Annotated in this window: 17 protein-coding genes; 5 read left to right on the top strand and 12 right to left on the bottom strand. The window is 69.8% G+C overall.

Annotation, left to right across the window (positions count from 1 at the left end; all coding sequences use genetic code 11):
• Positions 1–52: 52 nt before the first annotated feature.
• Entirely contained in the window at positions 53–2,503 is a 2,451-nt protein-coding gene (locus ACWD04_RS24655) for a DNA gyrase/topoisomerase IV subunit A (RefSeq protein ID WP_451135341.1), read from the top strand.
• A gap of 30 nt (positions 2,504–2,533) precedes the next feature.
• Here the strand turns inward: ACWD04_RS24655 and ACWD04_RS24660 are convergent, their stop codons facing one another.
• Positions 2,534–3,598: a CobW family GTP-binding protein gene (locus ACWD04_RS24660; protein ID WP_451135343.1), complete on the bottom strand. Its 1,065-nt coding sequence runs from the start codon at positions 3,596–3,598 to the stop codon at positions 2,534–2,536.
• A 323-nt stretch (positions 3,599–3,921) separates the two neighbouring features.
• On the opposite strand from ACWD04_RS24660, the gene ACWD04_RS24665 reads away from it, so the two are divergent.
• Together ACWD04_RS24665 and ACWD04_RS24670 are read left to right on the top strand one after the other, a co-directional pair.
• Positions 3,922–5,601, top strand: coding sequence for an ATP-binding protein (locus ACWD04_RS24665; RefSeq protein ID WP_451135345.1), 1,680 nt, complete (start codon positions 3,922–3,924; stop codon positions 5,599–5,601).
• Complete coding sequence (locus ACWD04_RS24670; RefSeq protein WP_451135347.1) at positions 5,598–6,275, top strand: DUF7342 family protein; 678 nt, start codon at positions 5,598–5,600, stop codon at positions 6,273–6,275. Before ACWD04_RS24665 ends, ACWD04_RS24670 begins: the two co-directional genes overlap by 4 nt.
• Positions 6,276–6,532: 257 nt before the next feature.
• Here the strand turns inward: ACWD04_RS24670 and ACWD04_RS24675 are convergent, their stop codons facing one another.
• The gene (locus tag ACWD04_RS24675) at positions 6,533–8,659 is read right to left on the bottom strand and encodes a DNA gyrase/topoisomerase IV subunit B (protein WP_451135349.1); all 2,127 of its coding nucleotides are present in this window, start codon (positions 8,657–8,659) and stop codon (positions 6,533–6,535) included.
• 431 nt (positions 8,660–9,090) lie between these two features.
• Here ACWD04_RS24675 and ACWD04_RS24680 point away from each other — a divergent pair, with 431 nt between their 5' ends.
• Positions 9,091–9,324: a DUF7455 domain-containing protein gene (locus ACWD04_RS24680; RefSeq protein WP_014153643.1), complete on the top strand. Its 234-nt coding sequence runs from the start codon at positions 9,091–9,093 to the stop codon at positions 9,322–9,324.
• A gap of 116 nt (positions 9,325–9,440) precedes the next feature.
• Here ACWD04_RS24680 and ACWD04_RS24685 read toward each other — a convergent pair whose 3' ends face one another.
• The 7 genes from ACWD04_RS24685 to ACWD04_RS24715 all read right to left on the bottom strand — a co-directional run bounded on the left by ACWD04_RS24685 (position 9,441) and on the right by ACWD04_RS24715 (position 19,821).
• Positions 9,441–10,271, bottom strand: coding sequence for a S1 family peptidase (locus tag ACWD04_RS24685; RefSeq protein ID WP_451135352.1), 831 nt, complete (start codon positions 10,269–10,271; stop codon positions 9,441–9,443).
• 131 nt (positions 10,272–10,402) lie between these two features.
• Positions 10,403–11,950: an RNA polymerase sigma factor gene (locus ACWD04_RS24690; protein WP_451135354.1), complete on the bottom strand. Its 1,548-nt coding sequence runs from the start codon at positions 11,948–11,950 to the stop codon at positions 10,403–10,405.
• 323 nt (positions 11,951–12,273) lie between these two features.
• Positions 12,274–13,140: a FadR/GntR family transcriptional regulator gene (locus ACWD04_RS24695; protein ID WP_451135471.1), complete on the bottom strand. Its 867-nt coding sequence runs from the start codon at positions 13,138–13,140 to the stop codon at positions 12,274–12,276.
• Between the two features lie 181 nt (positions 13,141–13,321).
• A complete protein-coding gene (locus ACWD04_RS24700) occupies positions 13,322–15,094 on the bottom strand; it encodes an ABC transporter ATP-binding protein (RefSeq protein WP_451135356.1) in 1,773 nt (590 codons plus the stop codon).
• A 146-nt stretch (positions 15,095–15,240) separates the two neighbouring features.
• Positions 15,241–16,005 (bottom strand): NUDIX hydrolase, encoded by a 765-nt coding sequence (locus ACWD04_RS24705; protein WP_451135358.1) that lies wholly within the window; start codon positions 16,003–16,005, stop codon positions 15,241–15,243.
• Positions 16,006–16,083: 78 nt separating this feature from the next.
• Positions 16,084–17,448 (bottom strand): DUF4192 domain-containing protein, encoded by a 1,365-nt coding sequence (locus ACWD04_RS24710; protein WP_451135360.1) that lies wholly within the window; start codon positions 17,446–17,448, stop codon positions 16,084–16,086.
• Between the two features lie 213 nt (positions 17,449–17,661).
• Complete coding sequence (locus ACWD04_RS24715) at positions 17,662–19,821, bottom strand: RecQ family ATP-dependent DNA helicase (protein WP_451135362.1); 2,160 nt, start codon at positions 19,819–19,821, stop codon at positions 17,662–17,664.
• Positions 19,822–20,230: 409 nt separating this feature from the next.
• Between ACWD04_RS24715 and ACWD04_RS24720 the strand changes: the two genes are divergently transcribed.
• Positions 20,231–20,863, top strand: a complete 633-nt coding sequence (locus ACWD04_RS24720; RefSeq protein ID WP_451135364.1) for a hypothetical protein — start codon at positions 20,231–20,233, stop codon at positions 20,861–20,863.
• A 57-nt stretch (positions 20,864–20,920) separates the two neighbouring features.
• Here ACWD04_RS24720 and ACWD04_RS24725 read toward each other — a convergent pair whose 3' ends face one another.
• The 3 genes from ACWD04_RS24725 to ACWD04_RS24735 form a co-directional block, all read right to left on the bottom strand.
• Complete coding sequence (locus ACWD04_RS24725) at positions 20,921–21,553, bottom strand: hypothetical protein (RefSeq protein ID WP_451135366.1); 633 nt, start codon at positions 21,551–21,553, stop codon at positions 20,921–20,923.
• 58 nt (positions 21,554–21,611) lie between these two features.
• Positions 21,612–22,322 carry a ribonuclease HII gene (locus ACWD04_RS24730; RefSeq protein ID WP_451135368.1) on the bottom strand — a complete coding sequence of 237 codons (711 nt, stop codon included), beginning with the start codon at positions 22,320–22,322 and terminating at the stop codon, positions 21,612–21,614.
• A 320-nt stretch (positions 22,323–22,642) separates the two neighbouring features.
• A complete protein-coding gene (locus tag ACWD04_RS24735) occupies positions 22,643–24,436 on the bottom strand; it encodes a DUF4153 domain-containing protein (RefSeq protein WP_451135370.1) in 1,794 nt (597 codons plus the stop codon).
• Between the last annotated feature and the right edge of the window lie 126 nt (positions 24,437–24,562).

Below are 24,562 nucleotides of genomic sequence, written 5' to 3' on the forward strand. Positions count from 1 at the left end.
GCGTCAGAACCTGAGGTTGCCCGACAGAATCTGTGAAGGAGTCGCAGCCGCGATGGCCCGCCGCAGCACGAAAACCCCGCCGCCGGACGACTTCGAGGAGAAGATCCTCGACATCGACGTCGTCGACGAAATGCAGGGCTCCTTCCTCGAGTACGCGTACTCGGTGATCTACTCCAGGGCTCTGCCCGATGCCCGCGACGGCATGAAGCCCGTGCACCGCCGCATCGTGTCCCAGATGAACGAGATGGGGCTGCGTCCCGACCGCGGCTATGTGAAGTGCGCCCGTGTCGTGGGCGAAGTGATGGGCAAACTGCACCCGCACGGTGACGCGTCGATCTATGACGCACTGGTGCGCATGGCACAGCCGTTCTCGATGCGCCTGCCCCTCGTCGACGGGCACGGCAACTTCGGCTCACTGGGCAACGACGACCCGCCGGCCGCCATGCGGTACACCGAGTGCCGGATGGCCGACGCCACGACCCTGATGACGGAGTCGATCGACGAGGACACCGTCGACTACCAGTCCAACTACGACGGCCAGGAGCGGGAGCCGGTCGTCCTCCCGGCGGCGTACCCGAACCTCCTGGTCAACGGCGCTTCCGGGATCGCGGTCGGCATGGCGACCAACATGCCCCCGCACAACCTCGGTGAGGTCATCGCCGCCGCCCGCCACCTCATCCGGCACCCGGGCGCCGATCTCGAGACGCTGATGCGCTTCGTCCCGGGGCCCGACCTGCCCACCGGCGGCAGGATCGTCGGCCTCGGCGGCATCAAGGACGCGTACGCCGCCGGGCGCGGCACGTTCAAGATCCGCGCCACGGTCGCCATAGAGAACGTCACGGCCCGCCGTAAGGGTCTCGTCGTCACCGAACTGCCCTTCGCCGTCGGCCCGGAGAAGGTGATCGCCAAGATCAAGGACCTCGTCGGCTCGAAGAAGCTCCAGGGCATCGCGGACGTCAAGGACCTCACCGACCGGGCACACGGTCTGCGTCTGGTGATCGAGGTCAAGAACGGCTTCGTGCCGGAGGCCGTGCTGGAGCAGCTCTACAAGCTGACGCCGATGGAGGAGTCCTTCGGCATCAACAACGTGGCACTGGTCGACGGACAGCCGCTCACCCTGGGGCTCAAGGAGCTTCTGGAGGTCTATCTCGACCACCGCTTCGACGTGGTGCGCCGCCGCAGCGAGTTCCGCAGGACCAAGCGCCGTAACCGGCTGCATCTGGTCGAGGGCCTCCTTGTCGCGCTGCTCGACATCGACGAGGTCATCCGTCTCATCCGGGACAGCGACAACTCGGCGCAGGCCAAGGAGCGCCTGATGGAGCGCTTCTCGCTGAGCGAGATCCAGACCCAGTACATCCTGGACACCCCGCTGCGCAGGCTCACGCGCTTCGACCGGATCGAGCTGGAGACCGAGCGCGACAAGCTCACCGAGGAGATCGCGCAGCTGACCGCGATCCTGGAGTCGGACGCCGAGCTGCGCAAGCTGGTCTCGTCCGAACTGGCCGCGGTGGCGAAGAAGTTCGGCACCGAGCGGCGCACGGTGCTGCTGGAGTCGGCGGGTTCGCAGGTCGCCTCGGTGCCGCTGGAGGTCGCCGACGACCCCTGCCAGGTGCTCCTCTCCTCGACCGGCCTCCTGGCCCGCACGGCCAACGCGCAACCGGTCGCCCAGGCCGAGGACGCCAGGCGCACGAAGCACGACGCGATCGTCTCTGCCGTCGCCGCCACGGCACGCGGGGACGTGGGTGCGGTGACGTCCACCGGACGGCTGCTCCGGCTCTCGGTGATCGACCTGCCGCAGCTGCCTGACACCCATGCGGCTCCGAACCTGTCGGGCGGGGCCCAGATCTCGGAGTTCCTGACGCTGGAGCCGGACGAGGACCTGGTCTGCCTCACCACCCTGGACGAGGAGGCGCCGGGCCTGGCCATCGGCACCCTGCAGGGTGTGGTGAAGCGTGTGGTGCCCGACTACCCGGCCAACAAGGACGAGTTGGAGGTCATCTCACTGCGGGACGGTGACCGGATCGTCGGCGCCACCCAACTGCGTACGGGCGAGGAGGACCTGGTCTTCATCACGTCCGACGCCCAGTTGCTGCGCTATCCGGCCGCGTCGGTGCGTCCGCAGGGACGCGCGGCGGGCGGCATGTCGGGCGTCAAGCTCGCGGCGGGCGCCACCGTCCTCTCGTTCAACGCGGTGGATCCTTCGGCGGACGCCGCGGTGTTCACGGTCGCCGGGTCGCACGGCACGCTGGACGACTCCGAGCGGACCTGGAAGCTCACCCCGTTCGATCAGTATCCGCGCAAGGGCAGGGCCACCGGCGGGGTGCGCTGCCAGCGCTTCCTCAAGGGAGAGGACGTCCTGGTGTTCGCCTGGGCGGGCGAGACCCCGGCACGGGCGGCACAGAAGAACGGCGCACCGGCCGAGTTGCCGGACCCTGATCCGCGCCGCGACGGTTCGGGCACACCGCTGGTGAGTCCGGTCGCGGTGATCGCAGGGCCGCTGTAGGACACCGGCCGGACGGCGCGAGGGCGGGGATCAGACCTCGGCGTCGTCCGGCTGCCGCACGTACCGCAGGACGCCCCACATGCTGCGTTCCAGCTCCTCGGTGGCGTCCTGCCAGGCGTCCTGGCAGCTTTCCAGTTCCTCGTGCAGGGCCTCGGCGTCGATACCGGAGCCGATGAGCACCAGCTGGGTTTGCCGCGCTTCGTCGCGGGCCCAGCGCTGCGGCACGAAGCGCAGGAAGCTGCCGACGGCGTGCAGTGCGTACCGGTTGCCGGGGTCACCCGCGCCGAAGTCCGCGAACCCCTTGATCCGGTAAAGGCCCACCGGCCTGGAGTCGAGGAACGCCATGAAGCGGCGGGGGCTGAGCGGGACGTCGGCGGTGAACGAGACGCTCTCGTACGCCGCGTGCAGATGGTCCCCGTGCGTGCGGTCGGCTTCGGGGAGCAGGTCCTCGAACGTCAGCTGGCGGAAGGTGTCGTCCTCGTCCGGCCGGAGCACGGGGTCGAACAGCAGCTCCGGGTCGATCCTCCCGTACGCGGCGCGGATGACCGCCGCCCTGCCGCCCGCGGTGTCGACCGCCTCCAGGACGGCCCGCAGGCCCGCGTCCGCGACACGGTCGGTCTTGTTCAGAACGATCAGGTCGGCGACCGCGAGGTGCCGGTCGATCTCCGGGTGGCGCTCCCGCGTGGCGGGGAATTCGGCGGCATCGACGACCTCGACCAGCCCCCCGTACCGGATGTACGGATTGTCGCTGGACAGCAGCATCCGTACGAGTTCCTGGGGCTCGGCGAGACCGCTCGCCTCGATGACGATCACGTCGAGCCGGACGGCGGGTCCGGTCAGCGTCTCCAGATAGGTGTCGAGCTCGCTCGCGTCGACGGCACAGCACAGACAGCCGTTGCCCAGCGAGACCGTGGAACCGACCTGTCCCGCGACGGTCATGGCGTCGATCTCGATGGACCCGAAGTCATTGACGATGACGCCGATCCGGTTGCCCGCCCTGTTGCGGAGCAGGTGGTTGAGCAGTGTCGTCTTGCCGGATCCGAGAAACCCCGCCAGGACGACGACCGGGATCTGCGGGGCGTGGGGCGGTGTCAACGGGGCCTTCCTCGGGTCGGTCGGAGTGCCGGTACGGGCTGCGGAGGCGACATCCCCCGCACAGCGGACCTGCCGGCAAATGATCTTCGAGCCCTCCGCCTGTTCCAGGATATTGGCGCTCCGTCCGGCCATGCGCGCGGCGCCGGACGTGGGGTTGTGAGCTGCTGTTGTTCCGGTGTGCGGTTCGGTGATGGGCCGGTGTCGGGGGGAGCGGGAGATTTTGATGTCCTCCACGATCTCAGAGGCCTGCTCGGCAGCGGCTCGGCAGCGAGCCGGCTGGCGGCCATTTCGGAAAGCGGGGTTCGCCCTCTACCGTTCGTAGGATGAGCACCCCACGGGGACCGCGTCGGTTCGGCTGGCCGAAGCGGGTCTTCTCCCAGGTCCTGCTGATGCAGCTGGCCATCATCACCGGCGTCACGGTCCTCGTCACGGGCCTCTTCCTGGCACCGCTCAGTGCCCAGCTCGACGACCAGGCGATGCGCCGTGCCCTGGCGATCGCGCAGAGCACGGCGGCACAGCCGCAGATCGCCGCCTCACTGCTCGCCACCGAGCCGCGCCCGGACGGTGCCGTCCAGACCGCGGCGGAGCGGATCAGGCGGTCGACCGGAGCCGAGTACGTCGTGATCATGGACAGGCAGGGGGTCCGCTGGTCACACACGGACACCTCCCGCATCGGTGACGTCGTCTCCACCGACCCCAGCACGGCCCTCGCCGGCAGGTCCGTGATGGAGATCGACAGCGGCACGCTCGGGCGTTCGGCCCGTGGCAAGGTGCCGCTGCTCGACGGATCGGACCGGGTCGTCGGTGCCGTCTCGGTCGGCATCGCGTACGACAGCGTCCGTGCCCGGCTGCTCGCCGCGATCCCGGGACTGCTCGCGTACGCGGGCGGTGCTCTGGCCGTGGGAGCTCTGGCCGCCTATCTGATCTCCCGCCGTCTTCAGCGACAGACCCATGACCTGGCGTTCTCCGACATCTCGGCGCTGCTCACCGAGCGCGAGGCCATGCTGCACAGCATCCGTGAGGGGGTCGTCGCACTCGACCGCACCGGGCGCATCAGGCTCCTGAACGACGAGGCACAGCGGCTGCTCGGCCTCGGGCCCGGTGCTGCGGGCAAGCAGCTCGACGAGGCACTGGGCGAGGGCCGGACCACCGACGTACTGGCCGGGCGAGTGGTCGGTGACGACCTGGTGACCGTCCGCGGCAGCCGCGTGCTGCTCGCCAACCGGGTGCCTACCGACGACGGCGGGGCCGTAGCCACCCTCCGCGACCGTACGGAGCTGGAGTATCTCGGCCGCGAACTCGACTCCACCCGTGGCCTGATCGACGCGCTGCGCGCCCAGGACCACGAGCACGCGAACCGGCTGCACACCCTCCTGGGGCTGCTCGAGCTGGAGATGCACGAAGAAGCGGTGGAATTCGTCACGGAAGTCGTCGGCGTCCACCGGGCGACGGCCGAGCAGGTCACCGAGAAGGTCCACGACCCCCTGCTGGCCTCGCTCCTCGTCGGCAAGGCAACCGTGGCCGCGGAGCGCGGCGTCGCTCTGCGCATGGCTGCGCAGACGCTGCTGCCCGACCGGCTGGTGGACCCACGAGGACTCGTCACGGTGCTCGGGAATCTGGTCGACAACGCGCTGGACGCGGCCGCGGGGACGAGGGACGGACGGATCGAGGTCGGGCTGCGGGCCGAGGGCCGTACGGTGGTACTGCGGGTACACGACAGCGGGCCCGGTGTGCCTGCCGCCGACCACGAATCCATCTTCACGGAGGGCTGGTCGACCAAGGAACTCCCAGCCCACGGCAAGCGCGGACTGGGACTGCCTCTGGTACGACGGCTCGCCGAGCGACAGGGCGGAAGCGTGTCCGTATCGGGCTCCCCCGAGGGCGGGGCGGTGTTCACCGTCGTCCTCCCGGAGGCTCTGGGTGAACCGGCACAGCTCCGCGCCCCCGCTCCGGACAGCCTCTCGGCCCGCGTACGACCCTCGACGTCAGGAGACTCCCCGTGATCGAGGTTCTCGTCGTCGACGACGACATACGGGTCGCCCGAATCAACGCGGCCTATGTCTCCAAGGTGCCCGGATTCCAGGTGGCCGCCATGGCCCATTCGGCAGCCGAGGCTCTCGCCAGGATCGACGAGATGCCCATCGATCTGATCCTGCTCGACCACTATCTCCCGGACCGCAACGGTCTGGCCGTGGTGCGGGAACTGCGCGCACTCGGCCACCACACCGATGTGATCATGGTGACTGCCGCCCGCGACGTCGCGACCGTGCAGGCGGCGATGCGCCACGGAGCCCTCCAGTACCTGGTGAAGCCGTTCGCGTACGCCGGACTGCGCACCAAGCTGGAGGCATACGCGGTGCTGCGCCACACCTTCGAGGGCGGCGGCGAGGCCGAGCAGACGGAGGTGGACCGGTTGTTCGGGGCCTTGTGGGCCACGGGCGGGTCCGACCTGCCCAAGGGGCATTCGACGACCACCGCGGAACTGGTCCGTCAGGCTCTCCGTGCGGCCGACGGGCCGCTCTCCGCGCAGGAGGTCGCGGAGAACGCGGGAATGAGCCGGCAGACGGCCCAGCGCTATCTGAAGCTGCTGGAACGCACGGGCCGGGTGCGGCTGTCCCTCAGGTACGGAGAGACCGGCCGCCCGGAACACCGGTACACCTGGGCCACCGGTTCCTGAAGCCGCCGCCCCTCTGCCCCGGTCACGCAGCCCCCGCCCCGGTGAGCGACCGGACCTCCGTCTCCGCGTGCTCGGCCGGATCGGGAGGCTCGGACGAGGTGGCCGTGCCGATCACCAGAGCGTCGAAGAGCTCCGTCGTGGCAGCGTCGGAGGCGTGGAGATCCGATGTCCTCGATGCTACGGAGGCGCGGTGATCACGGAATCGGTTCAGGGGCCGACCGGAGGTGGAGAAGACGTCTCCACCCCCAGGGAAGGCGTCAGACGTCGATGCGCGAGCGGTCCAGTGTGGCGGCGGAGCTGGTGATGAATTCCTTGCGGGGCGCGACCTCGTTGCCCATCAGCAGATCGAAGACCTGCTCGGAGGATTCCAGGTCGCCGATGTTGATCCGGCGCAGGGTGCGGTACCGCGGGTCCATCGTGGTCTCCGCCAGCTGGTCCGCGTCCATCTCCCCGAGGCCCTTGTACCGCTGGATCGAGTCCTTGAACCGGACGTTCTTCCGCTGCAGCTCCAGCAGGGTCTGCCGGAGCTCGTTGTCGGAGTAGGTGTAGATGTACTTGTCCTGGCCCTTCTTGGGCTGGACGAGCTCGATCCGGTGCAGCGGGGGCACGGCCGCGAAGACCCGCCCGGCCTCGACCATCGGCCGCATGTAGCGCTGGAAGAGCGTGAGCAGCAGGGTGCGGATGTGCGAACCGTCGACGTCGGCGTCCGTCATCATGATGACCTTGCCGTAGCGTGCCGCGTCGATGTCGAAGGTGCGCCCGGAGCCTGCTCCTATGACCTGGATGATGGCCCCGCACTCGGCGTTCTTGAGCATGTCCGAGACGGACGACTTCTGGACGTTGAGGATCTTTCCGCGAATCGGCAGCAGAGCCTGGAACTCACTGTTGCGGGCCAGCTTGGCCGTACCGAGGGCCGAGTCGCCCTCCACGATGAAGAGCTCGCTGCGCTCCACGTCGTCACTCCGGCAGTCGGCGAGCTTCGCGGGCAGCGAGGAGGACTCGAGCGCGGTCTTGCGGCGCTGCGCGTCCTTGTGCTGGCGGGCCGCGATACGGGTGCGGGCCGCGGCCACCGCCTTGTCCAGCACCGCCCTGGCCTGCGCCTTGGCGTCGCGCTTCGTGGACGTCAGGAATGCCTTGAGCTCCTTGGCGACCACGTTGGCCACGATCCGGTTGGCCGCCGAGGTGCCCAGCACCTCCTTGGTCTGGCCTTCGAACTGCGGCTCCGCGAGCCGTACGGTGACGACCGCGGTCAGGCCTTCCAGAGCGTCGTCCTTGACGATGTCGTCCTCGGCGACGCGCAGCAGCTTGGCGGAACGCAGGACCTCGTTCACGGTCTTCGTGAGGGAGCGCTCGAAGCCGCTGACGTGGGTGCCGCCCTTGGGGGTGGCGATGATGTTGACGAACGACTTGAGGTTGGTGTCGTAGCCGGTGCCCCAGCGCAGGGCGATGTCGACACCCAGCTCACGGGTGACCTCGGTGGCCGTCATGTGCCCGCGGTCGTCCAGGACCGGCACGGTTTCCTTGAACGTTCCCGTGCCGCTCAGTCGCTGCACATCACAGACGGCCTTGTCCTGCGCCAGATACTCGCAGAACTCGCTGATACCGCCGTCGAAGCGGAAGGTCTCTTCCGTCTTGCCCTCACCGTCGATGCCCCGCTCGTCGCGTACGACGATGGTGAGGCCGGGCACGAGGAACGCGGTCTGGCGAGCACGCTGGTACAGCGTCTCCAGGCCGAGCTTCGCGTCCTTGAGGAAGATCTGGCGGTCCGCCCAGTACCGCACCCGGGTACCCGTACGCGTCTTGGGGACGCGCTTCCCCTTGCGCAGGCCGTTGGCGGGGTCGAAGGGGCTGTCCGGCCCCTGCTCGGCGAACATGCCCGGGACACCGCGCCGGAAGCTGATGGAATGGGTCGCGCCGTTGCGGTCGACCTCGACGTCCAGCCGGGCGGACAGCGCGTTCACGACCGAGGCACCGACGCCGTGCAGGCCGCCCGACGCCGCGTACGACCCGCCGCCGAACTTTCCGCCGGCGTGCAGCTTGGTCATGACGACCTCGATGCCGGAGAGCCCGGTCTTGGGCTCCACATCGACAGGGATGCCCCGGCCGTTGTCACGGACCTCGACGGAGGCGTCGTCGTGGAGGACGACCTCGATGGTGTCGCAGTGACCCCCCAGAGCCTCGTCGACCGAGTTGTCGATGATCTCCCAGAGGCAGTGCATGAGTCCACGGCTGTCCGTGGACCCGATGTACATCCCGGGGCGCTTACGGACTGCTTCGAGCCCTTCGAGGACGAGAAGGTGCCGCGCGGTGTAGTTGGAGCTGTCCCTGTCTGCGCCGCCTGCTCCGGTCAGCAGCGCAGTGGACGGCACGGAATCGGCGGTCACGCGGTTCGCTCCTCGCTGAATTTCATTGGGGCCCAGTAAGTGACGGGCTCGGCCTCGGTAGCCGCTGAGAGCCTACCGAGGCCTGGTGGAGCGGTTGTAACGCCACCCAGGGGGAATCCTTATGCTAGTCCAGCTTCGCATAGGCGTTCGATCACCCCTCGGAGTGACGTGCACATCACGTTCCCTTTGAGGCATGAACCATTTAGGCTCCGGGCACGTCCTCATGAACAACCGGCAAGCCAGCCGGCGGACCGGCCCACACAAGCAACGCGAAACCGTAGCGCTACGCAATACGGCACATTCGCCGCCAACCGGCAACAGACAGCCATCCTGAGAAGAAGTTTCGAAGAAATGCCACGAGCGGGAACGTTTTCGGCCTGGTTGGATGTTGACCCTGGTACGACAGCTCGTCGAGCTAGAGAAGAGGCGACGTGACTACTGTTCTGACCCCCGCGAGCCCGCTGACCGCAGCAGACCGCTGTGACCGTTGCGGCGCCCAGGCATACCTGCGCGTCGTCCTCATCAGCGGCGGTGAACTGCTCTTCTGTGCCCACCACGGGCGCAAGTTCGAGCCGGAACTCAAGAAGATCGCCGCGGAAATACAGGATGAGACAGATCGGCTCACTGCCGTGCAGGCCAGTGCCGCCGACGAGGAACAACACTGACACCTCGCATCCACGACGAGCCATGGGCCCGGTCCAGGACCGGCCGACGGGCGGCCTCCCTCACGGGGAGAGCCGCCCGTTCTCATGCCGTCGGACGCGAGTGCCGGACCCCGCGGTCAGCTCAGGCCGACCATCCACCGGAGGGCCGCGGATATGCGGGTGTACACCCCGGGGCTGCCCGGGCTCCCGCAGCCGCTGCCCCAGGAGACGAGCCCGATGAGGCGCCCACGGGCCACCAGCGGGCCGCCGCTGTCCCCCTGGCACGCATCCCGCCCACCCTCGGTGGCACCGGCGCAGAGCATCGACGAGGCCTCGTACGCGCCCTGTGTGCCGCCGGGGTACGCCCGGGAACAGTCGCTGTCCGGCAGCACCCGCACCGAGGCCGCGCGCAGCCCTGACGCGTAGGCGCCGTATCCGGTCGTGTCCCCCCAGCCGTACACCGTCGCCGCGGTGCCCGGCTCGTACGCCGCGCTACCGGCCCCGGCCATCGGAATGACGCTGTTCTCCGGCAGCGCCCGGGCCAGCGTGAGGACCGCGAGGTCGGCGGCGTTCGTGTGCGGGTCGTAACCAGGATTGACCCACGTCGAACGCACCGGGATCTCCTGACCACCCGGTCCGCCCAGCTCGTCGCGCCCGGCGATGATCCGCAGATCCCGGACCTCCGCTACCGCAGCTCCCAGGACGTCCTCCCTGAGGCAGTGTGCGGCCGTCAGCACCCTCGTGGGTGCTATCGCCACCCCGCCGCAGAACTGGCCCGCGCGGGTTCCTCCGAACCGGTCACGGCTCGAAAGGGCCACGGCCCACGGGCTGTCCGCGACGGCCACCGGCCTCCCGCCGACAATGATGCTGTCCGCCGCGGCGGGAGCCGGGAAACCGAGGGGCATGACGGCCGCAGCGACCGGCAGCGCGAAGGCGGCGGGAAGGACACGGGAGAGAACACGAGGCATGGGATCTCCTGACGCCGAGGTGGACAGTGCCCACTCAGCGTTATCCGCACCGCTGCCGGCCGCATGCGGACATGGGCCGGGGCCCGGAACCCTCTGCAGGTTCCGGGCCCCGGCCCATGTCCGTCCGCGATCTAGTCGAGGTAGTCGCGCAGCACCTGCGAGCGCGACGGGTGACGCAGCTTCGACATGGTCTTGGACTCGATCTGCCGGATGCGCTCGCGCGTCACACCGTAGACCTTGCCGATCTCGTCCAGAGTCTTCGGCTGACCGTCGGTGAGGCCGAAGCGCATCGAGACCACGCCCGCCTCACGCTCGGAGAGTGTGTCGAGCACGGAGTGCAGCTGCTCCTGGAGCAGCGTGAAGCTGACCGCGTCGGCCGGGACGACCGCCTCGGAGTCCTCGATCAGGTCTCCGAACTCGCTGTCCCCGTCCTCACCCAGCGGGGTGTGGAGAGAAATCGGCTCACGGCCGTACTTCTGGACCTCGATGACCTTCTCGGGGGTCATGTCGAGCTCCTTGGCCAGCTCCTCCGGGGTGGGCTCACGGCCCAGGTCCTGGAGCATCTGGCGCTGCACCCGCGCGAGCTTGTTGATGACCTCGACCATGTGCACCGGGATACGGATGGTGCGGGCCTGGTCGGCCATGGCGCGGGTGATCGCCTGGCGGATCCACCACGTGGCGTACGTGGAGAACTTGTAGCCCTTGGTGTAGTCGAACTTCTCGACCGCGCGGATCAGGCCGAGGTTGCCCTCCTGGATGAGGTCCAGGAAGAGCATGCCGCGACCGGTGTAGCGCTTGGCCAGCGAGACCACGAGACGGAGGTTGGCCTCCAGCAGGTGGTTCTTGGCCCGGCGGCCGTCCTCGGCGATGATCTCCAGCTCGCGCTTGAGCTTCGGTGCGAGCTTGTCGGAGTTCGCGAGCTTGTCCTCGGCGAAGAGGCCGGCCTCGATGCGCTTGGCGAGCTCCACCTCCTGCTCGGCGTTGAGGAGGGGGACCTTGCCGATCTGCTTCAGGTAGTCCTTGACCGGGTCGGCCGTGGCGCCGGCGACGGCGACCTGCTGCGCAGGCGCGTCGTCCTCGTCCTCGTCGGAGAGGACGAAGCCCTTGTTCTCGCCCTCGCCCTCCTCTTCCTCACCCTTGCCGGCCTTTACTTCCTCGACCGCTTCGTCGCCGTCGAGCAGTTCGTCGTCCTGCTTGCCGGCCTTCTTCGCCGCGGTCTTCTTGACCGCGGTCTTCTTGGCAACCGTCTTCTTGGCAACCGTCTTCTTGGCTGCCGTCTTCTTCGCGGGAGCGGCAACGGCAGCGTCGTCGGCCACCGCGTCCGCGCTCCGGGCCGCCGGGGCGGCAGATGCCGCGACGGTCCGTGTCACGGCCGTCTTGGCCGCGACGGTCTTGGTGGCGGTGCGCTTGACCGGGCTCTTCGCTGCGACGCTCTTGCGGGCGCGTTTAGGCGACTCCGCGGCACTGACCATCAGCGTCACACCCTCTTCCTCGAGGATCTGGTTGAGGCTGCGCAGAACATTCTTCCACTGGGTTGGCGGAATCTGGTCAGCCTCGAAGGCCCGACGCACGTCATCGCCGGCGATCTGCCCATCAGCCTTTCCCCGCTCGATGAGCGCCATCACAGACTCGGACTCGGCGATCTCCGGCGGGAGCGTACGGGATGTGCTGGCCGACACGAACAACCTCTCGGAACGATGGAAACGGCTTCCGGCCCGGCCCTGGAGAGGGCTGGAACCGACGACCGTCGACTGGGGATGTCGCCGACGGCGCGGGCTTGGCCTCAGAACTGCACAGCGCACTGCGTGGCTGCTGTATTCCTTCCGCGGCGGTCACCTCTTAAGTCATCGCACTGTTTCGAGGAGTGTTACGCCCAATTCGCGTGGCCCCAGTCACACCTCATTAGCGACAAACCGAACCAGAGATCACACATCCGCGCAAACATGCCGCCGAACCGCGAGGACCCGGCGGCATAGGGTCCGCATACCCCGGCCGGGCGGCGTCAGTGCTCGCGAGGCGCGGGAACCACCCGTTCCGCGTCTGTGTGACCGACCAGCAACTGCCGCATGGCAGCCTCGGCACCGGCGGAGTCACCCGACGCGAGAGCCTCCACGATCCGTGCGTGGTGCCCGAGAGACGCCTCGGCGGGCCGGTCACAGCCGGTAACGGGGCCGCCGGAAACATGCAGGGCGGCAGACACGATCCCGAAGAGATGTCCGAGCATACGGTTGCCCGCGGCCTGGATCAGCAGGGCGTGGAATTCCGCGTCGGCCCGGGAGAACGTAATGGTGTCCCCCTGACCGATCGCGTGCCCCATGATCTCGATCATGTCGCCGAGGCGCTGCTGGATGTCCTCGCGCCCGTGTCCGGCGGCAAGCCGTGCGGCCAGCGGTTCGATCGTCCATCGAAGGTCGTCCAGTTCGCGGCGCTGGTCATCACGCTGCGGGCCGACGGCGCGCCATTCGATGATGTCGGGGTCCAGCAGATTCCAGTCGCTCACCGGCCTGACCCGCGTACCCACGTTGGGCCGGGCACTGACCAGACCCTTGGCCTCGAGAACGCGCAGGGACTCCCGCACGACGGTCCGGGAAACCTCGAAGCGCTGGCCGATCTCCTCGGGGACGAGCGGCCGGTCGGCACCGAGGTCGCCGGAAACGATCATCTGGCCGAGCTGCTGGACCAGTTGGCCGTGAAGCCCACGGCCGCGACTGGCATTGCCGCGTCGGCTCGCCCGCCCCAGTTCGGATTCGGCACCGCCCCAGGACCGGAGGGCGGCGCGTTCGCCGGCCGGCGCCTCCGCATAGGGATAGCGGTCGAGTTCGCCCGAGCCGGCGAGGCCGGAGTCGGCGGAGCGGGCGGCGGTCATCATGGTGTGCGCAAGGGTACTCACGCATCCTTTGTCGGCGCGGCTCACCCAGCTCTTGAGGTCTTTGCTGAAAAGCACACGAAAGGGTGATCGGCACCCGCCTCTCAATTGACGCCTTATCAGTGGAAATCGCACCTTTTCAGGAGGTTTACTCGTAGGGAATTACCAGGCCTGCGCGACGCGGTCACCAACGAGCCCGCCCACGAAGGCTGGTGAACACATACGCACAGATCAAGGCAGACAACGACAAGGAAAGCGCCAGCCCCACGGGTTGAGCCACGACCCGTACGGCGGCCACGACCCACCGGTCCGTCTCGTACGGCCACTGCAGCCAGCCGAGTTCACGCAGCCGGCCCGCCAGCCCGGTGATCGGTCGGGCCGACGGCCCGGCGAGCAGCTTCTGCATCAGCGGTACGACGAGCACCGGAACGGCCAGCACGGCAGCCACTCCGGCTCCGGCCAGCCTGAACACACCGGCCCCCAGCAGCCCCGCCCAGGCACATCCGACCGACAGGCCCGCCCAACTGGCGGCCAACTGTGCGGCGTTCGCCGGGGCGGTCACCAAGTCACCGCCGTACACGAGGCGCAGGGCCTCGGCGTCCGCAAGTACGGAGAGCAGGGCGAGCAGCAGAGCAACGCCCGCCGAGACCACCAGCTTGGCCAGCAGGAGACCGAGACGGCGCGGCACCGTCCCGCGCCCCGCCGCGAGCGCCGGGTAGCGGAATTCGTCGCCGAAGGAGACGGCGCCCAGCAGCCCGGCGGCGAACGCGGCAGGCGGAAGCGGCAGCAGGTCAGGCCAGGCAACCAGCAGCTCCGGCAGGGAAGTCCCCCCGGAGCGAGCCAGCAATACGGAGAGACCCGCCGAGACGATCAGAACGGCCGCCACGATCAGAGCGGTTGTCCTGACGCCGAAGAGGCGGCGCAGCTCGTACCTCACGGGCCGGAGCGGTCCACGGGCCGGACGCACGGGGATCGGAGGCGGCAGCTTCGAGATCGCCACGGCCGTAGCGAGGCGCGGCAGGACGCGCCTCACCGGGCCGCCACCCGGACCAGCGCCCGAACCTCGGGCCGGAGCTGCCGCCGGGCCCGCGTCCCCGGTCTCGTCGGCGAGTTGATGGACGGGGACACCGTGCCGGTAGGCCGTGTCCCCGACTTCCGCGCAACTGCTGCCGTACACAGACAGCCGGCTGCCTTCCTCGGCGACCACTTCGACGAAGCGCTGGGCGGCGCGGGCTTCACGGCTCACCACGGCGGCCAGCCTGGCTGCGTGCGGGGTCCGCACGACGACCCGGGGCCGCAGGCGGGTACGGGAGAAGTCGGCGACCTCCTGGTCGGCGACGAGACGACCCCCGCTGATCGTGACCACCCGGTCGGCCGCGCGGGCGGCTTCCTTGGGATCGCCTGTCGTGTGCAGGACCGTACCGCCCTCGGCCGCGTGCGCGCGGAGCAGGCCGTGGAGCCAGCTCCTGTCACGCGGCGACAGCCCCTCGGTGGGCTCGTCGAGAACGAGCGTATGGGGGTCACCGAGCAGTGCCGAGGCGAGACCGAGCCGCCGGTCCATGCCTGCCGAGAGGGTTCCGATGCGCTGGCCCCCCAACCCCGCGAGACCGACGACCTCGAGCAGTTCGTCGGCTCGGGACGCGGGAACTCCCGCTGCGGCACAGAGCATGCGGAGCTGACCGCGCGCAGTGCGCGCGGGATGCCCCGGTACGTCTCCGAGCAGCACCCCGACCTCGCGGGCGGGGTGGCCGATGCGGTGCAGCGGGCGGCCCTTGAAGTAGGTGACACCCCTCCCCGCTTCGAGCTCGAGCATCAGGCGGAGGGCCGTGGTCTTGCCGGAGCCGGGTGCTCCGAGCAGCGCGGTGACACTGCCGGCCGGGGCTTCGAAGGTCAGGTCGTCCACGACGGGCGGACCGTCGCGGCGGGGGGTGCTGGTGAGTCCGATGGCCTGGAGCATCGCTTCTCTCGCTGAGGGTGAGACCGCTCGGCGGCAGGATGGAGTACCCCAGCAAGATAACGCGGCATTTCAGACTTTTGGTGCACTGATGCTTCGGTGGGCGTTCCGCAGGCCCGCCCGGAGTGAGCCCGCGGGGCCGCATCCGGTCAGACTTCCGGCCTCAGCATCGGAGGATTGAGCACGGTCGCCGTGCCGGCCCGGAACAATTGCGCGGGGCGACCTCCCTGTCGCGTGGTCGTCCCTCCGGAGGGGACCAGGAAACCGGGCGTGCCCGTGACCTTGCGGTGAAAATTCCGGGGGTCCAGGACCACGCCCCACACCGCCTCATAAACCCTCCGTAGCTCACCGACCGTGAACTCGGGCGGACAGAACGCCGTGGCCAGGGAGGAGTACTCGATCTTGGAGCGAGCCCGCTCCACCCCGTCGTCGAGAATCCTCGCGTGATCGAAGGCCAGTGATGCGGACTGCTCGCCGTCGCGACCGAAGCCGCCTCCCGGCCCGAGCAGATCCTCGACCGACGCCCAGCGGGCGCTGTTCGCGTCACCGCCCGCACGCGGGGCCGGGAGGTCAGGCGCCAGTGCGAGGTGCGCGACGCTGACGACTCTCATCCGGGGGTCCCGCCCCGGGTCACCGTAGGTGGCCAGCTGTTCGAGATGGGCGCCGTTACCGACGGCGGGGGCAGCCGGGTCGTGTGCACATAGCCCGGTCTCCTCGACGAGTTCACGCGCTGCCGCCGCGCCGAGATCCTCATCGGCTCTGACGAATCCGCCCGGCAGTGCCCACCGCCCCTGGAACGGCGATTCGCCACGGCGTACCACCAGCGCACAGAGCGCGTGTCGTCGCACCGTGAGGACAACCAGGTCGACGGTGACAGCGAAGGGCGGGAAGGTCGACGGGTCGTAGGGCGGCATGCCGAAATCATAGTCGTCTTCCTGACGATAAACACTCTCTTCGCGAGACCGGCTCCACGCTCGTGGTCAGGACGTCCGTCATTCGCGGTTCCTGGCCCCTCGGTGGCCCAGCCTCCGGGTGTCACGGGCCCCGCCCCGGCTCACTGCCGAGCGTGGGCGGGAAGCAGCACCTGGCGTCGCCCGGTGCGTCGCCCTCCGTTTCCGCCTCGCGGCCGGAGTGCGCGCGGGCCGCGGCTCGGCCCGTCGCTCCGTACGCCGTCCACGGTGCTCCTGCGGCGCGCCGTGTTCCTGCGGAGCACTGTCACTGCCGTCGCCGTCGCGCAGGACGCGCTCCCCGCGGAGACAGCTACGCAGCGTTTCCGGGTCCAGTCCCTGGTTGCACGCCTCATGCAGCAGTTGAGCGAACGTGTATGCGGGGTCGGCCCGCAGAGCGAGCCCCAGCGCCACCCTGGCACCCGCCTCGTCACCGGTGGACCACGAGACCCAGCCGGCCAGCGTGAGCGGCGCCGCGGCGTGTTCCACGTACGGACCGACACAACGCCGAGCGAGAGCACACCACAACCTCAGCGCCGTTTCGGCCTCGCGGCCCTCCATCCACTCGGCGGCGCGGTCCCTGGTCTCACGGTCCTGAAGGCCGAGAATCACAGCCGCCGCCTCTTCGGCCGCGATCAGACCGTCGTCACGGCTGTCCTCACCGGCGGAGCCTGCGGCCGGTGCGTTCCCGAGGCGTGCCATGAGGTCACGCGCGAGCGCCAGAGTCTCTCGCGCCACCTCCCCGCGCCTGTCGACGTCGAGGATGCGGGACACCAGCACGGCACCCGCCGAATCCAGCGCCCGCTCCTGCGCCTGCGCCGCCGGAGATTCCGACGGCATGAGCCGCGCCTCCATCTCCCGCAGCGATCCACGCACCTGAACACCGGCGTACGCGGCCGCGGCCGCCATCACAGTCGTTCCCGGGAGCGCCAGCGGATTGCCCTCGGTCGGACAACAACGGTCGTCAGGGCAGCAATAGGACCAGTAACGGCCGTCGGAGATGCACAGTGCTTCGAGGACGGGGACGTCGAGCACCCCGCAGGCCGTACGCAAGCTCTGCGCGAGCGGCCTCAGCCGTTCCATGGTCTGCGGAGCACTCTCCCCCTCGGCGGGGTCCTGGCAGAGGAAGACGACGATCGCGTCAGGGCGGGATTCACGCCTTTCGCTTCCCTCGATCAGATATTGCGCCAACTGGTCGGCGACCGGCGCCCACTCTTCGGGCTCGGGCGGGATGCCCAGCCTGAGCCGGCCGCCGAAGCGGCCCCGACCGCCGTGCAGGGCCACCATGACCACGCTGTCGGACGGATGAAAACCCATCAGGTACGGAAGGGCATCGGCAAGGTCGGCGGGACCGCGCAGGGTGATCTGCTGCGCATCGGCCGGTCCGGTGGTTTCGTCGCGCTTGTTCATGGCACGACCGTCCCGCGGACCGCCGATTTCCGCGACCCCTGTGGATAACGTTATCCACAAGGATCGGCCACCGTTCGCACTTCGCCGTAGGCATCGGGTTGCATGGTGGCACGACCGACGCGGAAGATGCCGGCAGCTTCCTGATCGGGCCGGGGCGCTCCCGCGCACTGCCGGCCACCGTATTCAAGAGGGGCTTCGGTCAGCGGGGCTCGCTCACCCGGCCAGGGCGAGGACGAGCGGGAGCACCTGGTCGGCTCCGGCCTGGCGCAGGAGGCGTGCGCCTACGGCCAGGGTCCAACCGGAATCGGAGTAGTCGTCGACGAGCAGGACCGGGCCGGGGGTGGCCGCCAGGGCGGCGGCGAGTTCGTCGGGGACGGTGAAAGAGGCGGCCAGGGCGCGCAGTCGCTGGGCGGAGTTGCTGCGGTGCGCGGCATGCTCGTCGGCGTGAGGGGTGTAGGCCAGGCTGCCCAGCAGCGGGAGCCTGCCGACACGGGCCACGCCCTCGGCCAGCGAGCCGACCAGCAGGGGGCGGGTACGGGACGGCATGGCGACGATTCCCACAGGCCTCGCCGCAGCGTCAGGCGCGTCGCCGGCCCAGCCACCCGGCGAGCGAGCCCAGTCGGCCACCACCTGCACCACGGCAGCCAGCACGTCGTCCGGGACCCGCCCGTCCGCCGCCTGGGCCGACAGGATCGGGCGCAGACGGTTGCCCCAGCCGATGTCCGACAGTCTTCCCAGCGCACGGCCTGTGACTGCTTGCTGGCCTGCGGGGATGCGGCCCTTCAGGTCCAGCCCGATCGCGGCGAGGCCGGTCGGCCACATCTTGCGGGGCTCGACCTCGACTCCCGGGCGGTCCAGCTCGCCCGTCGCCGCCGCGAGGGACGCGGAAGAGACGACCGGATCGAGCCAGGGCCCGGCGCAGGAGTCGCAGCGACCGCACGGGACCGCCTTCTCGTCATCGAGCTGCCGCTGCAGGAACTCCATCCGGCAGCCCGTGGTCGCCACGTAGTCCCGCATGGCCTGCTGCTCCGTTTCGCGCTGCCGGGCCACCCACGCATACCGCTGCGCGTCGTACACCCATGGCTGACCCGTCGCGGCCCAGCCCCCCTTCACACGCTTGACCGCGCCGTCGACGTCCAAGACCTTCAGCATCGTCTCCAGACGCGAGCGCCGAAGATCCACCATCGGCTCCAGTGCCGGCAGCGACAACGGACGACCTGCCTCCTCCAGTACCGCCAACGTGCGCCGCACCTGTTCCTCGGGCGGGAAGCCCACCGAAGCGAAATACGCCCAGATCGCCTCGTCCTCCTTGCCCGGGAGCAGCAGCACATCCGCATGGTCCACACCACGCCCCGCACGGCCCACCTGCTGGTAATACGCGATCGGGGACGAGGGCGACCCCAGGTGCACCACGAACCCCAGGTCAGGTTTGTCGAAGCCCATGCCCAGCGCAGAGGTCGCCACCAGCGCCTTCACCCGGTTCGCCAGCAGATCCTCCTCTGCCTGCAGCCGGTCGGCGTTCTCCGTCTTCCCCGTATAGGAAGCCACCGGATACCCGCGATGCCGCAGGAACGCCGCGATCTCCTCGGCCGCCGCCACCGTCAGCGTGTAGATGATCCCCGAACCCGGCAGATCACCCAGCCGCTCCCCCAGCCACGCCAGCCGATGGGCCGCGTCGGGCAGCTCCAGCACACCCAGCCGCAAGCTCTCCCGGTCCAGCGGCCCACGCAACACCAGTGCGTCCCCGCCCCCGGTCCCCAGTTGCTCAGCCACATCCGCGGTCACCCGCGCGTTCGCGGTCGCCGTCGTCGCGAGCACAGGCACTCCCGTCGGCAACTCCGCGAGCATCGTGCGCAATCGGCGGTAGTCAGGCCGGAAGTCATGACCCCAGTCGGAGATACAGTGCGCTTCGTCGACCACCAGCAGACCGGTCGTGGCCGCGAGTCTCGGCAGCACCTGATCACGGAAATCCACAGAATTGAGACGCTCCGGGCTCACCAGGAGAACGTCGGTCTCACCGCGCTCCACCTCCCCGTAGATCGTCTCCCACTCCTCCGGGTTCGCAGAGTTGATCGTGCGCGCCTGGATACCGGCCCGCGCCGCCGACTCGACCTGGTTGCGCATCAGTGCGAGCAGCGGCGAAATGATCACCGTGGGACCGGAGCCACGCCGGCGCAACAGGGCAGTCGCCACGAAGTACACCGCCGACTTGCCCCAGCCGGTGCGCTGCACCACCAGAGCGCGCCGACGTTCCTCCACCAGCGCAGCCACGGCCTGCCACTGGTCTTCCCGCAGCCGCGCCGAACCCCCTGGGTCACCGACGAGCTCGGCGAGGATGGCGTCGGCTTCAGCGCGGAGCTCCAGGTTGTCCATGCCCCCATGCAACCCGATGGCACTGACAACCGGCGAATCCAACCCGGTGGGCGAAGGGCTCACGAGAGGGTGTGCCTGCCAGGCACTGATCGGGTCCGGCCGGTATCGGAGCACTCAGCCACGACCGTTCCCGGCCGCGCCCACGGCGGGGGCGGAAGCAATGTTTCCGCTGGTCCTGGCGGTCCAGGCGTGACGCATGGCTTCGATTGTCGCTGAACGGGCAGGGATATCCGTGTCATTCCGCCAGATACCAGTCAGCCGCGCCAATTGCTCGTTGCCGCCTGCCGGTACGACAGGAAGAATTGGAGTCGCTCCCCGCACGGTCTTTTCGCGGGCCCGGAAGGGCTGTGACGCGGCGCGCCCTCACTCGACCCTGCCCGCACCGTGGGCGTGTAGCGAAGGGAGGACCGTGACCTTCGGATTCGCCTCGTCCGCAGCCTCTTCACTGTCGGCGTCCGCCGGCTCCGTCAACCACGTTGCCAGGATCCTCGAACCGGCCGAGTGGGCCGCGGCAGGCATACCTCTGCTGCGCAGTCCGCGGGAGGTCGTCAGCGGCCTCCACGCGCGGCACCGGCCGACTCCGGCCACCGCGGTCGTCGCCGTCCTCGACCATGAGGAACGGCTCACCGCCAGTGCCTCGTTCGCCCGGCGGCCCGCCCTGGCGACGGACGGCTGGGAGTTCCGCAATGCCCTGCTGGCGCATCTGCGCCGGGTGATCCCGCACGACCTGCGCCGCCGCACCCCGGTGCGAACCGCCGTGCTGCTCTACTGCCGTGAGGGCGACGAGCGTTGGACCGAGGAGGACGGGGCGTGGATGTGGGGTCTGAGGGACGCCTGCACACTGCACGGCCTTCGCTGCGGGGCCTACATCACCCTGACGCATGGCGGCTGGCAGGTCCTCGGCGAGGGCCGGGGCGGCCGCAGACCGACGCTGCTGTCCAGACCGTCGGCCCTGGCGGACACCTCCTCCGGCCAGGACTCTGTTCCGCTGAGCACCGGGGGCGGGGCGGTCGAGGCACTGCGGCGGGGTGTCGCCCGGTGATACAGGACGTGGGTCCCGGACGTCTTCACAGACATCCGGGACCCACGGACGTACAGCTCAGGCTCCCGCGCCCAGTGCGCTGCTGATCGTCTGCGGGTCTCCGCAGACGATCAGCAGCGCGTCGGCGCGCTCGCGCGCGTCGGACAGCGCACGAGCAGCCACGTCGTCGAGGTCACCGTTCACCGCGACCACGACCACGGAACGGGGGGCGTAGCGACCGGCGTTCGCCGTGCCGGCGAAGAAGACGTCGTCGCCTGCGTCGTGCTGGGCCCAGTAGGCGGTCTCTCCGAAGGAGAGCTCGTGGGCGGCCCAGGGGTGCTGTTCTCCTGTGGTGAGCACCAGGATGTCGCCGGGCGCCCTTCCGGAGTCGAGCAGCAGGTCGACGGCCCCGTCGGCCGCCTCGACCGCGCCGTCGACCGGAACCGGAATCAGCTGGAACTGTGCTGCGGGGCGCTCTTCCGGCAGCTTACGCCCGGCAGGAGCCGGAGCAGCGGGAGATGCGGGGCGCGGGCGCTGCGCCGGGGGCGCGGGCCGCGCGGGGCCGCGTCCGGGGCTTCCGGGACGCGGGGTGGCCGCGGAACGCGGGCCAGGTACGGGACGGGGGGTCGGCGCGGTGCGGCCGGCGGCCGGAGTAACGCGGGGACCCTGGGCGCTCTCGGGAATCTGAGGCTCCTCGGGGGTGAGAGGCATGGATGGTTGTCTGTCACAGCCGACGCGAACACGTCGGCGGATGGGTACGTCTGTGCGATCAGAAGTCGAAGCCGAGTTGGCCCCCGCTTTCCAGTGCCGCCGCTCCGGCGGAAAATCGGACCTTCTTCAGGTGCTGCCACCTGGGCAGGGCGTCGAGGTAGGCCCAGCTGAGGCGATGGTGCGGCGTAGGCCCCCGTTCCTCCAGCGCGGCCCGGTGCACCGGTGACGGATAACCGGCATTCGCGCCGAAGGCGAAGTCTGCGTACTGCCCCGTGTCCGCACCCAGTTCGGCCATCATCCTGTCCCGGTAGACCTTCGCGATCACCGACGCCGCGGCGACGGCGATGCAGGACTGGTCGCCCTTGATCACGGTACGGACGTTCCAGGGCGGTCCGAGGTAGTCGTGCTTGCCGTCGAGGATGACGGCGTCCGGCCGCACGGGCAGAACCTCGAGCGCCCTGACGGCGGCAAGACGGAGTGCCGCCGTCATGCCGAGATCGTCGATCTCCACGGGTGACGCATGCCCCAGCCCGTAGGCCGTGACCCACTTCTCGAGCGTCGGGGCGAGTTCCGCCCGGCGCTTGGGGCTGATCAGCTTGGAGTCGGTGAGGCCCTCAGGGGGTCTGCGGAGACCGGTGACGGCCGCGCACACGGTGACCGGGCCGGCCCACGCTCCGCGTCCGACCTCGTCGACACCGGCGACGGTCCTGGCACCGGACGTAGCGCGCAGTGAGCGCTCGACGGTGTGCGTGGGTGGTTCGTACGGCATGGCGCCTGACAGGTTACGCCGATGGCCACGGCAAGAACACCCCGGGGCACCGTCCAGCGGTCCGCACGTGTCCCGCCAAGTCCGGAACACCCCTGTCGGCGCCCCGGGAAGCGCCGGTGTCCCGTCGGCCACACGAGCCTCTGGCGCCTCTCCCGGGGCGGGCGCGTACCCCGAACGTCCCTGGCACGACCGCACGTTCGGTGCACCCCGGGTATCCAGGGCGGGCGCCCACCTGAGCGGAACCGGCGGCCGGGCTCCCAGGGATCCGGAGATCACCGGCCCCGCCCCCGGGACGCCGGCTCACCCCCGCGACGGCCGGCTCAATACGGGTCGTAGGAGCCCTCCTCCTCGTAGCCGTCCCGCTCGTCGGGTTCCTGGCCGAGGCGGTAGCACTCGACGCCGTGGTTCCGTACGGGGCGCTTCTCCAGGATGTCCCGGGCCCTGGCTTCACTCCAGCTGGAGGCGTACCACGGAGCTGCTGGGAGAGCGACGTCGCGCTCGAAGTTCTGCAGCGCACAGGACCTCAGCGGTTCCGGCAGGGTGTCCAGGGCAGGTACGGCGTCCGCGGAGAGGCCCTTGAGGTAACCGATGTCGATCGCCTTGTCGCTGCCGTACCGCTTCACGTTCTGTTCGGCGATCAACCCGTCGGGCGAGAGCAGCCCGAAGGCGAGCACACCCGCTGCCGCACTCACCGCGATCGCGCGCGGCAGCAGCCTGGCGCCGAAGACGCCGGCCGCGAGGATCAGGACCAGCACCACTCCCAGCCACAGCTCCACGGCGGCGACGGAGATCCGCAGCCGGGTCAGCCCGAAGGCTTCCACGTAGAGGTCCATACGGCGCAAGGCGGAGGCCACGACGACGAGCGTGAGTACGCACAGGGAACCGAGAACGCTTCGGACCAGGGTCCGGTCGCGCGGCCCGCCCCGCGGTGCCCAGCGCAAGGCGAGCGCGATGACGAGCAGGATCAGCACGGTGGCCCAGAGAAGCTGCCAGAAACCCTGTCGCGCGTACTCGGAGAGCTTCAGGTCCGTCTCCTCCAGCACCTTGTCGTACCCGCCGAGAAGAACGACGAGCTGAAGTGCGATGAAGGCGGCGAAGAGCAGGTTGAGCACGATCAGCGGAAGTACCCACTCCGCCCTGTTCCTGGCTTTGCCCGGCCGGACGGTGATGCCGTCCCAGCGCACCGGCGCCGCAGCGCTGTACGCGGCGGCGAGGGCTCCGACGAGTCCGAGCGCGAAGAGGAAGACCCGCCAGGGGCTGTCACCGACCGAAACGTCGGGGGTGAGGCTGCCCAGCAGGTCGGCGAAGGCGGCGTCCGCGGAGGCGAAGAGCGCACCGAACACGATGAGCAGCACCACTGCCACCACAGTGCTGCGCACCACGGTGCGCACTCGGCCGCGGGAGTTGTCCGCGCGGGCACGCACCCCGAGCCATCCCCAGCGCACACCGGCGGCGACCGAGGGAAACAGCCCCAGCGATCCGAGCAGCACGCCAGGCCAGCTGCGGCTTCCGTGCAGGGCGAGAGAGCCCAGGGCGAGGGCCGACACCACGGCGAGGAAAACCGGCCACCCTGCTTCCCTGAGCGCCGGAATCGCCAGGAGCGCCAGGCCGCCAACCGCCCAGACCGCGGTCCAGGGCCGTAGCCTGCGCCCTGCCGTGCGCGCGGCGAAACAGGCCCCCAGGGCGGCGGGCAGGGTCACGATCAGCAGGTTGAGCCCCAGGCCGTCGCCGAGCAGCAGGGCGCTGAGCAGGGCCGTGGCGAAGACCGACCAGAGGGTCGCCGGTCCGATCGCGGGCGGGGGCGGAGGCCGCAGCCGGGCCAGCACACCGGGGGGCGGCTGCTGGCCCCGGCGCTGCCATACGTCCGCCCGGGGCGGCGCCTGGAGATTCGCGGGCACCTTCGGCCCGTCCGGGCCGGCATTCTGCCGCGGGACCGGCGGAGTGGAAGCCCGTGCCGGCTTCCGCGCCGCCTCAGCCCGGCCGGGACCTTCGGGCGCTACCTCACTCCCCGGCCCGGACGCGGTGGCGGACGTCGATTCCACCGCGCCTCCGGACACCGGTGGCTCCGGTGGCGTCTCGGGCCGGCTGGACGCATCGGACGGCTGATCGGACATGGGACCCCTCCCCGCCCGGGGTCCGCTCGCACGGCCACATCGCGGCGCGACGGCCCCGGATTCTCTAGGCACACGCCCACCAAGATCGATGCGGGCGGCGTGGCCGAAAGAGTAAGTCCCGCCCGG

Source organism: Streptomyces sp. NPDC002911, from assembly GCF_053591835.1.

What these genes read in the sequence shown, in the direction of transcription:
- ACWD04_RS24700 (WP_451135356.1), bottom strand. Translation starts at nt 15,094, where the DNA reads ATGCTCCAGGCCATCGGACTCACCAGCACCCCCCGCCGCGACGGTCCG.
- ACWD04_RS24705 (WP_451135358.1), bottom strand. Translation starts at nt 16,005, where the DNA reads ATGCCGCCCTACGACCCGTCGACCTTCCCGCCCTTCGCTGTCACCGTC.
- ACWD04_RS24665 (WP_451135345.1), top strand. Translation starts at nt 3,922, where the DNA reads ATGAGCACCCCACGGGGACCGCGTCGGTTCGGCTGGCCGAAGCGGGTC.
- ACWD04_RS24715 (WP_451135362.1), bottom strand. Translation starts at nt 19,821, where the DNA reads ATGGACAACCTGGAGCTCCGCGCTGAAGCCGACGCCATCCTCGCCGAG.
- ACWD04_RS24710 (WP_451135360.1), bottom strand. Translation starts at nt 17,448, where the DNA reads ATGAACAAGCGCGACGAAACCACCGGACCGGCCGATGCGCAGCAGATC.
- ACWD04_RS24655 (WP_451135341.1), top strand. Translation starts at nt 53, where the DNA reads ATGGCCCGCCGCAGCACGAAAACCCCGCCGCCGGACGACTTCGAGGAG.
- ACWD04_RS24735 (WP_451135370.1), bottom strand. Translation starts at nt 24,436, where the DNA reads ATGTCCGATCAGCCGTCCGATGCGTCCAGCCGGCCCGAGACGCCACCG.
- ACWD04_RS24730 (WP_451135368.1), bottom strand. Translation starts at nt 22,322, where the DNA reads ATGCCGTACGAACCACCCACGCACACCGTCGAGCGCTCACTGCGCGCT.
- ACWD04_RS24725 (WP_451135366.1), bottom strand. Translation starts at nt 21,553, where the DNA reads ATGCCTCTCACCCCCGAGGAGCCTCAGATTCCCGAGAGCGCCCAGGGT.
- ACWD04_RS24695 (WP_451135471.1), bottom strand. Translation starts at nt 13,140, where the DNA reads ATGATGACCGCCGCCCGCTCCGCCGACTCCGGCCTCGCCGGCTCGGGC.
- ACWD04_RS24685 (WP_451135352.1), bottom strand. Translation starts at nt 10,271, where the DNA reads ATGCCTCGTGTTCTCTCCCGTGTCCTTCCCGCCGCCTTCGCGCTGCCG.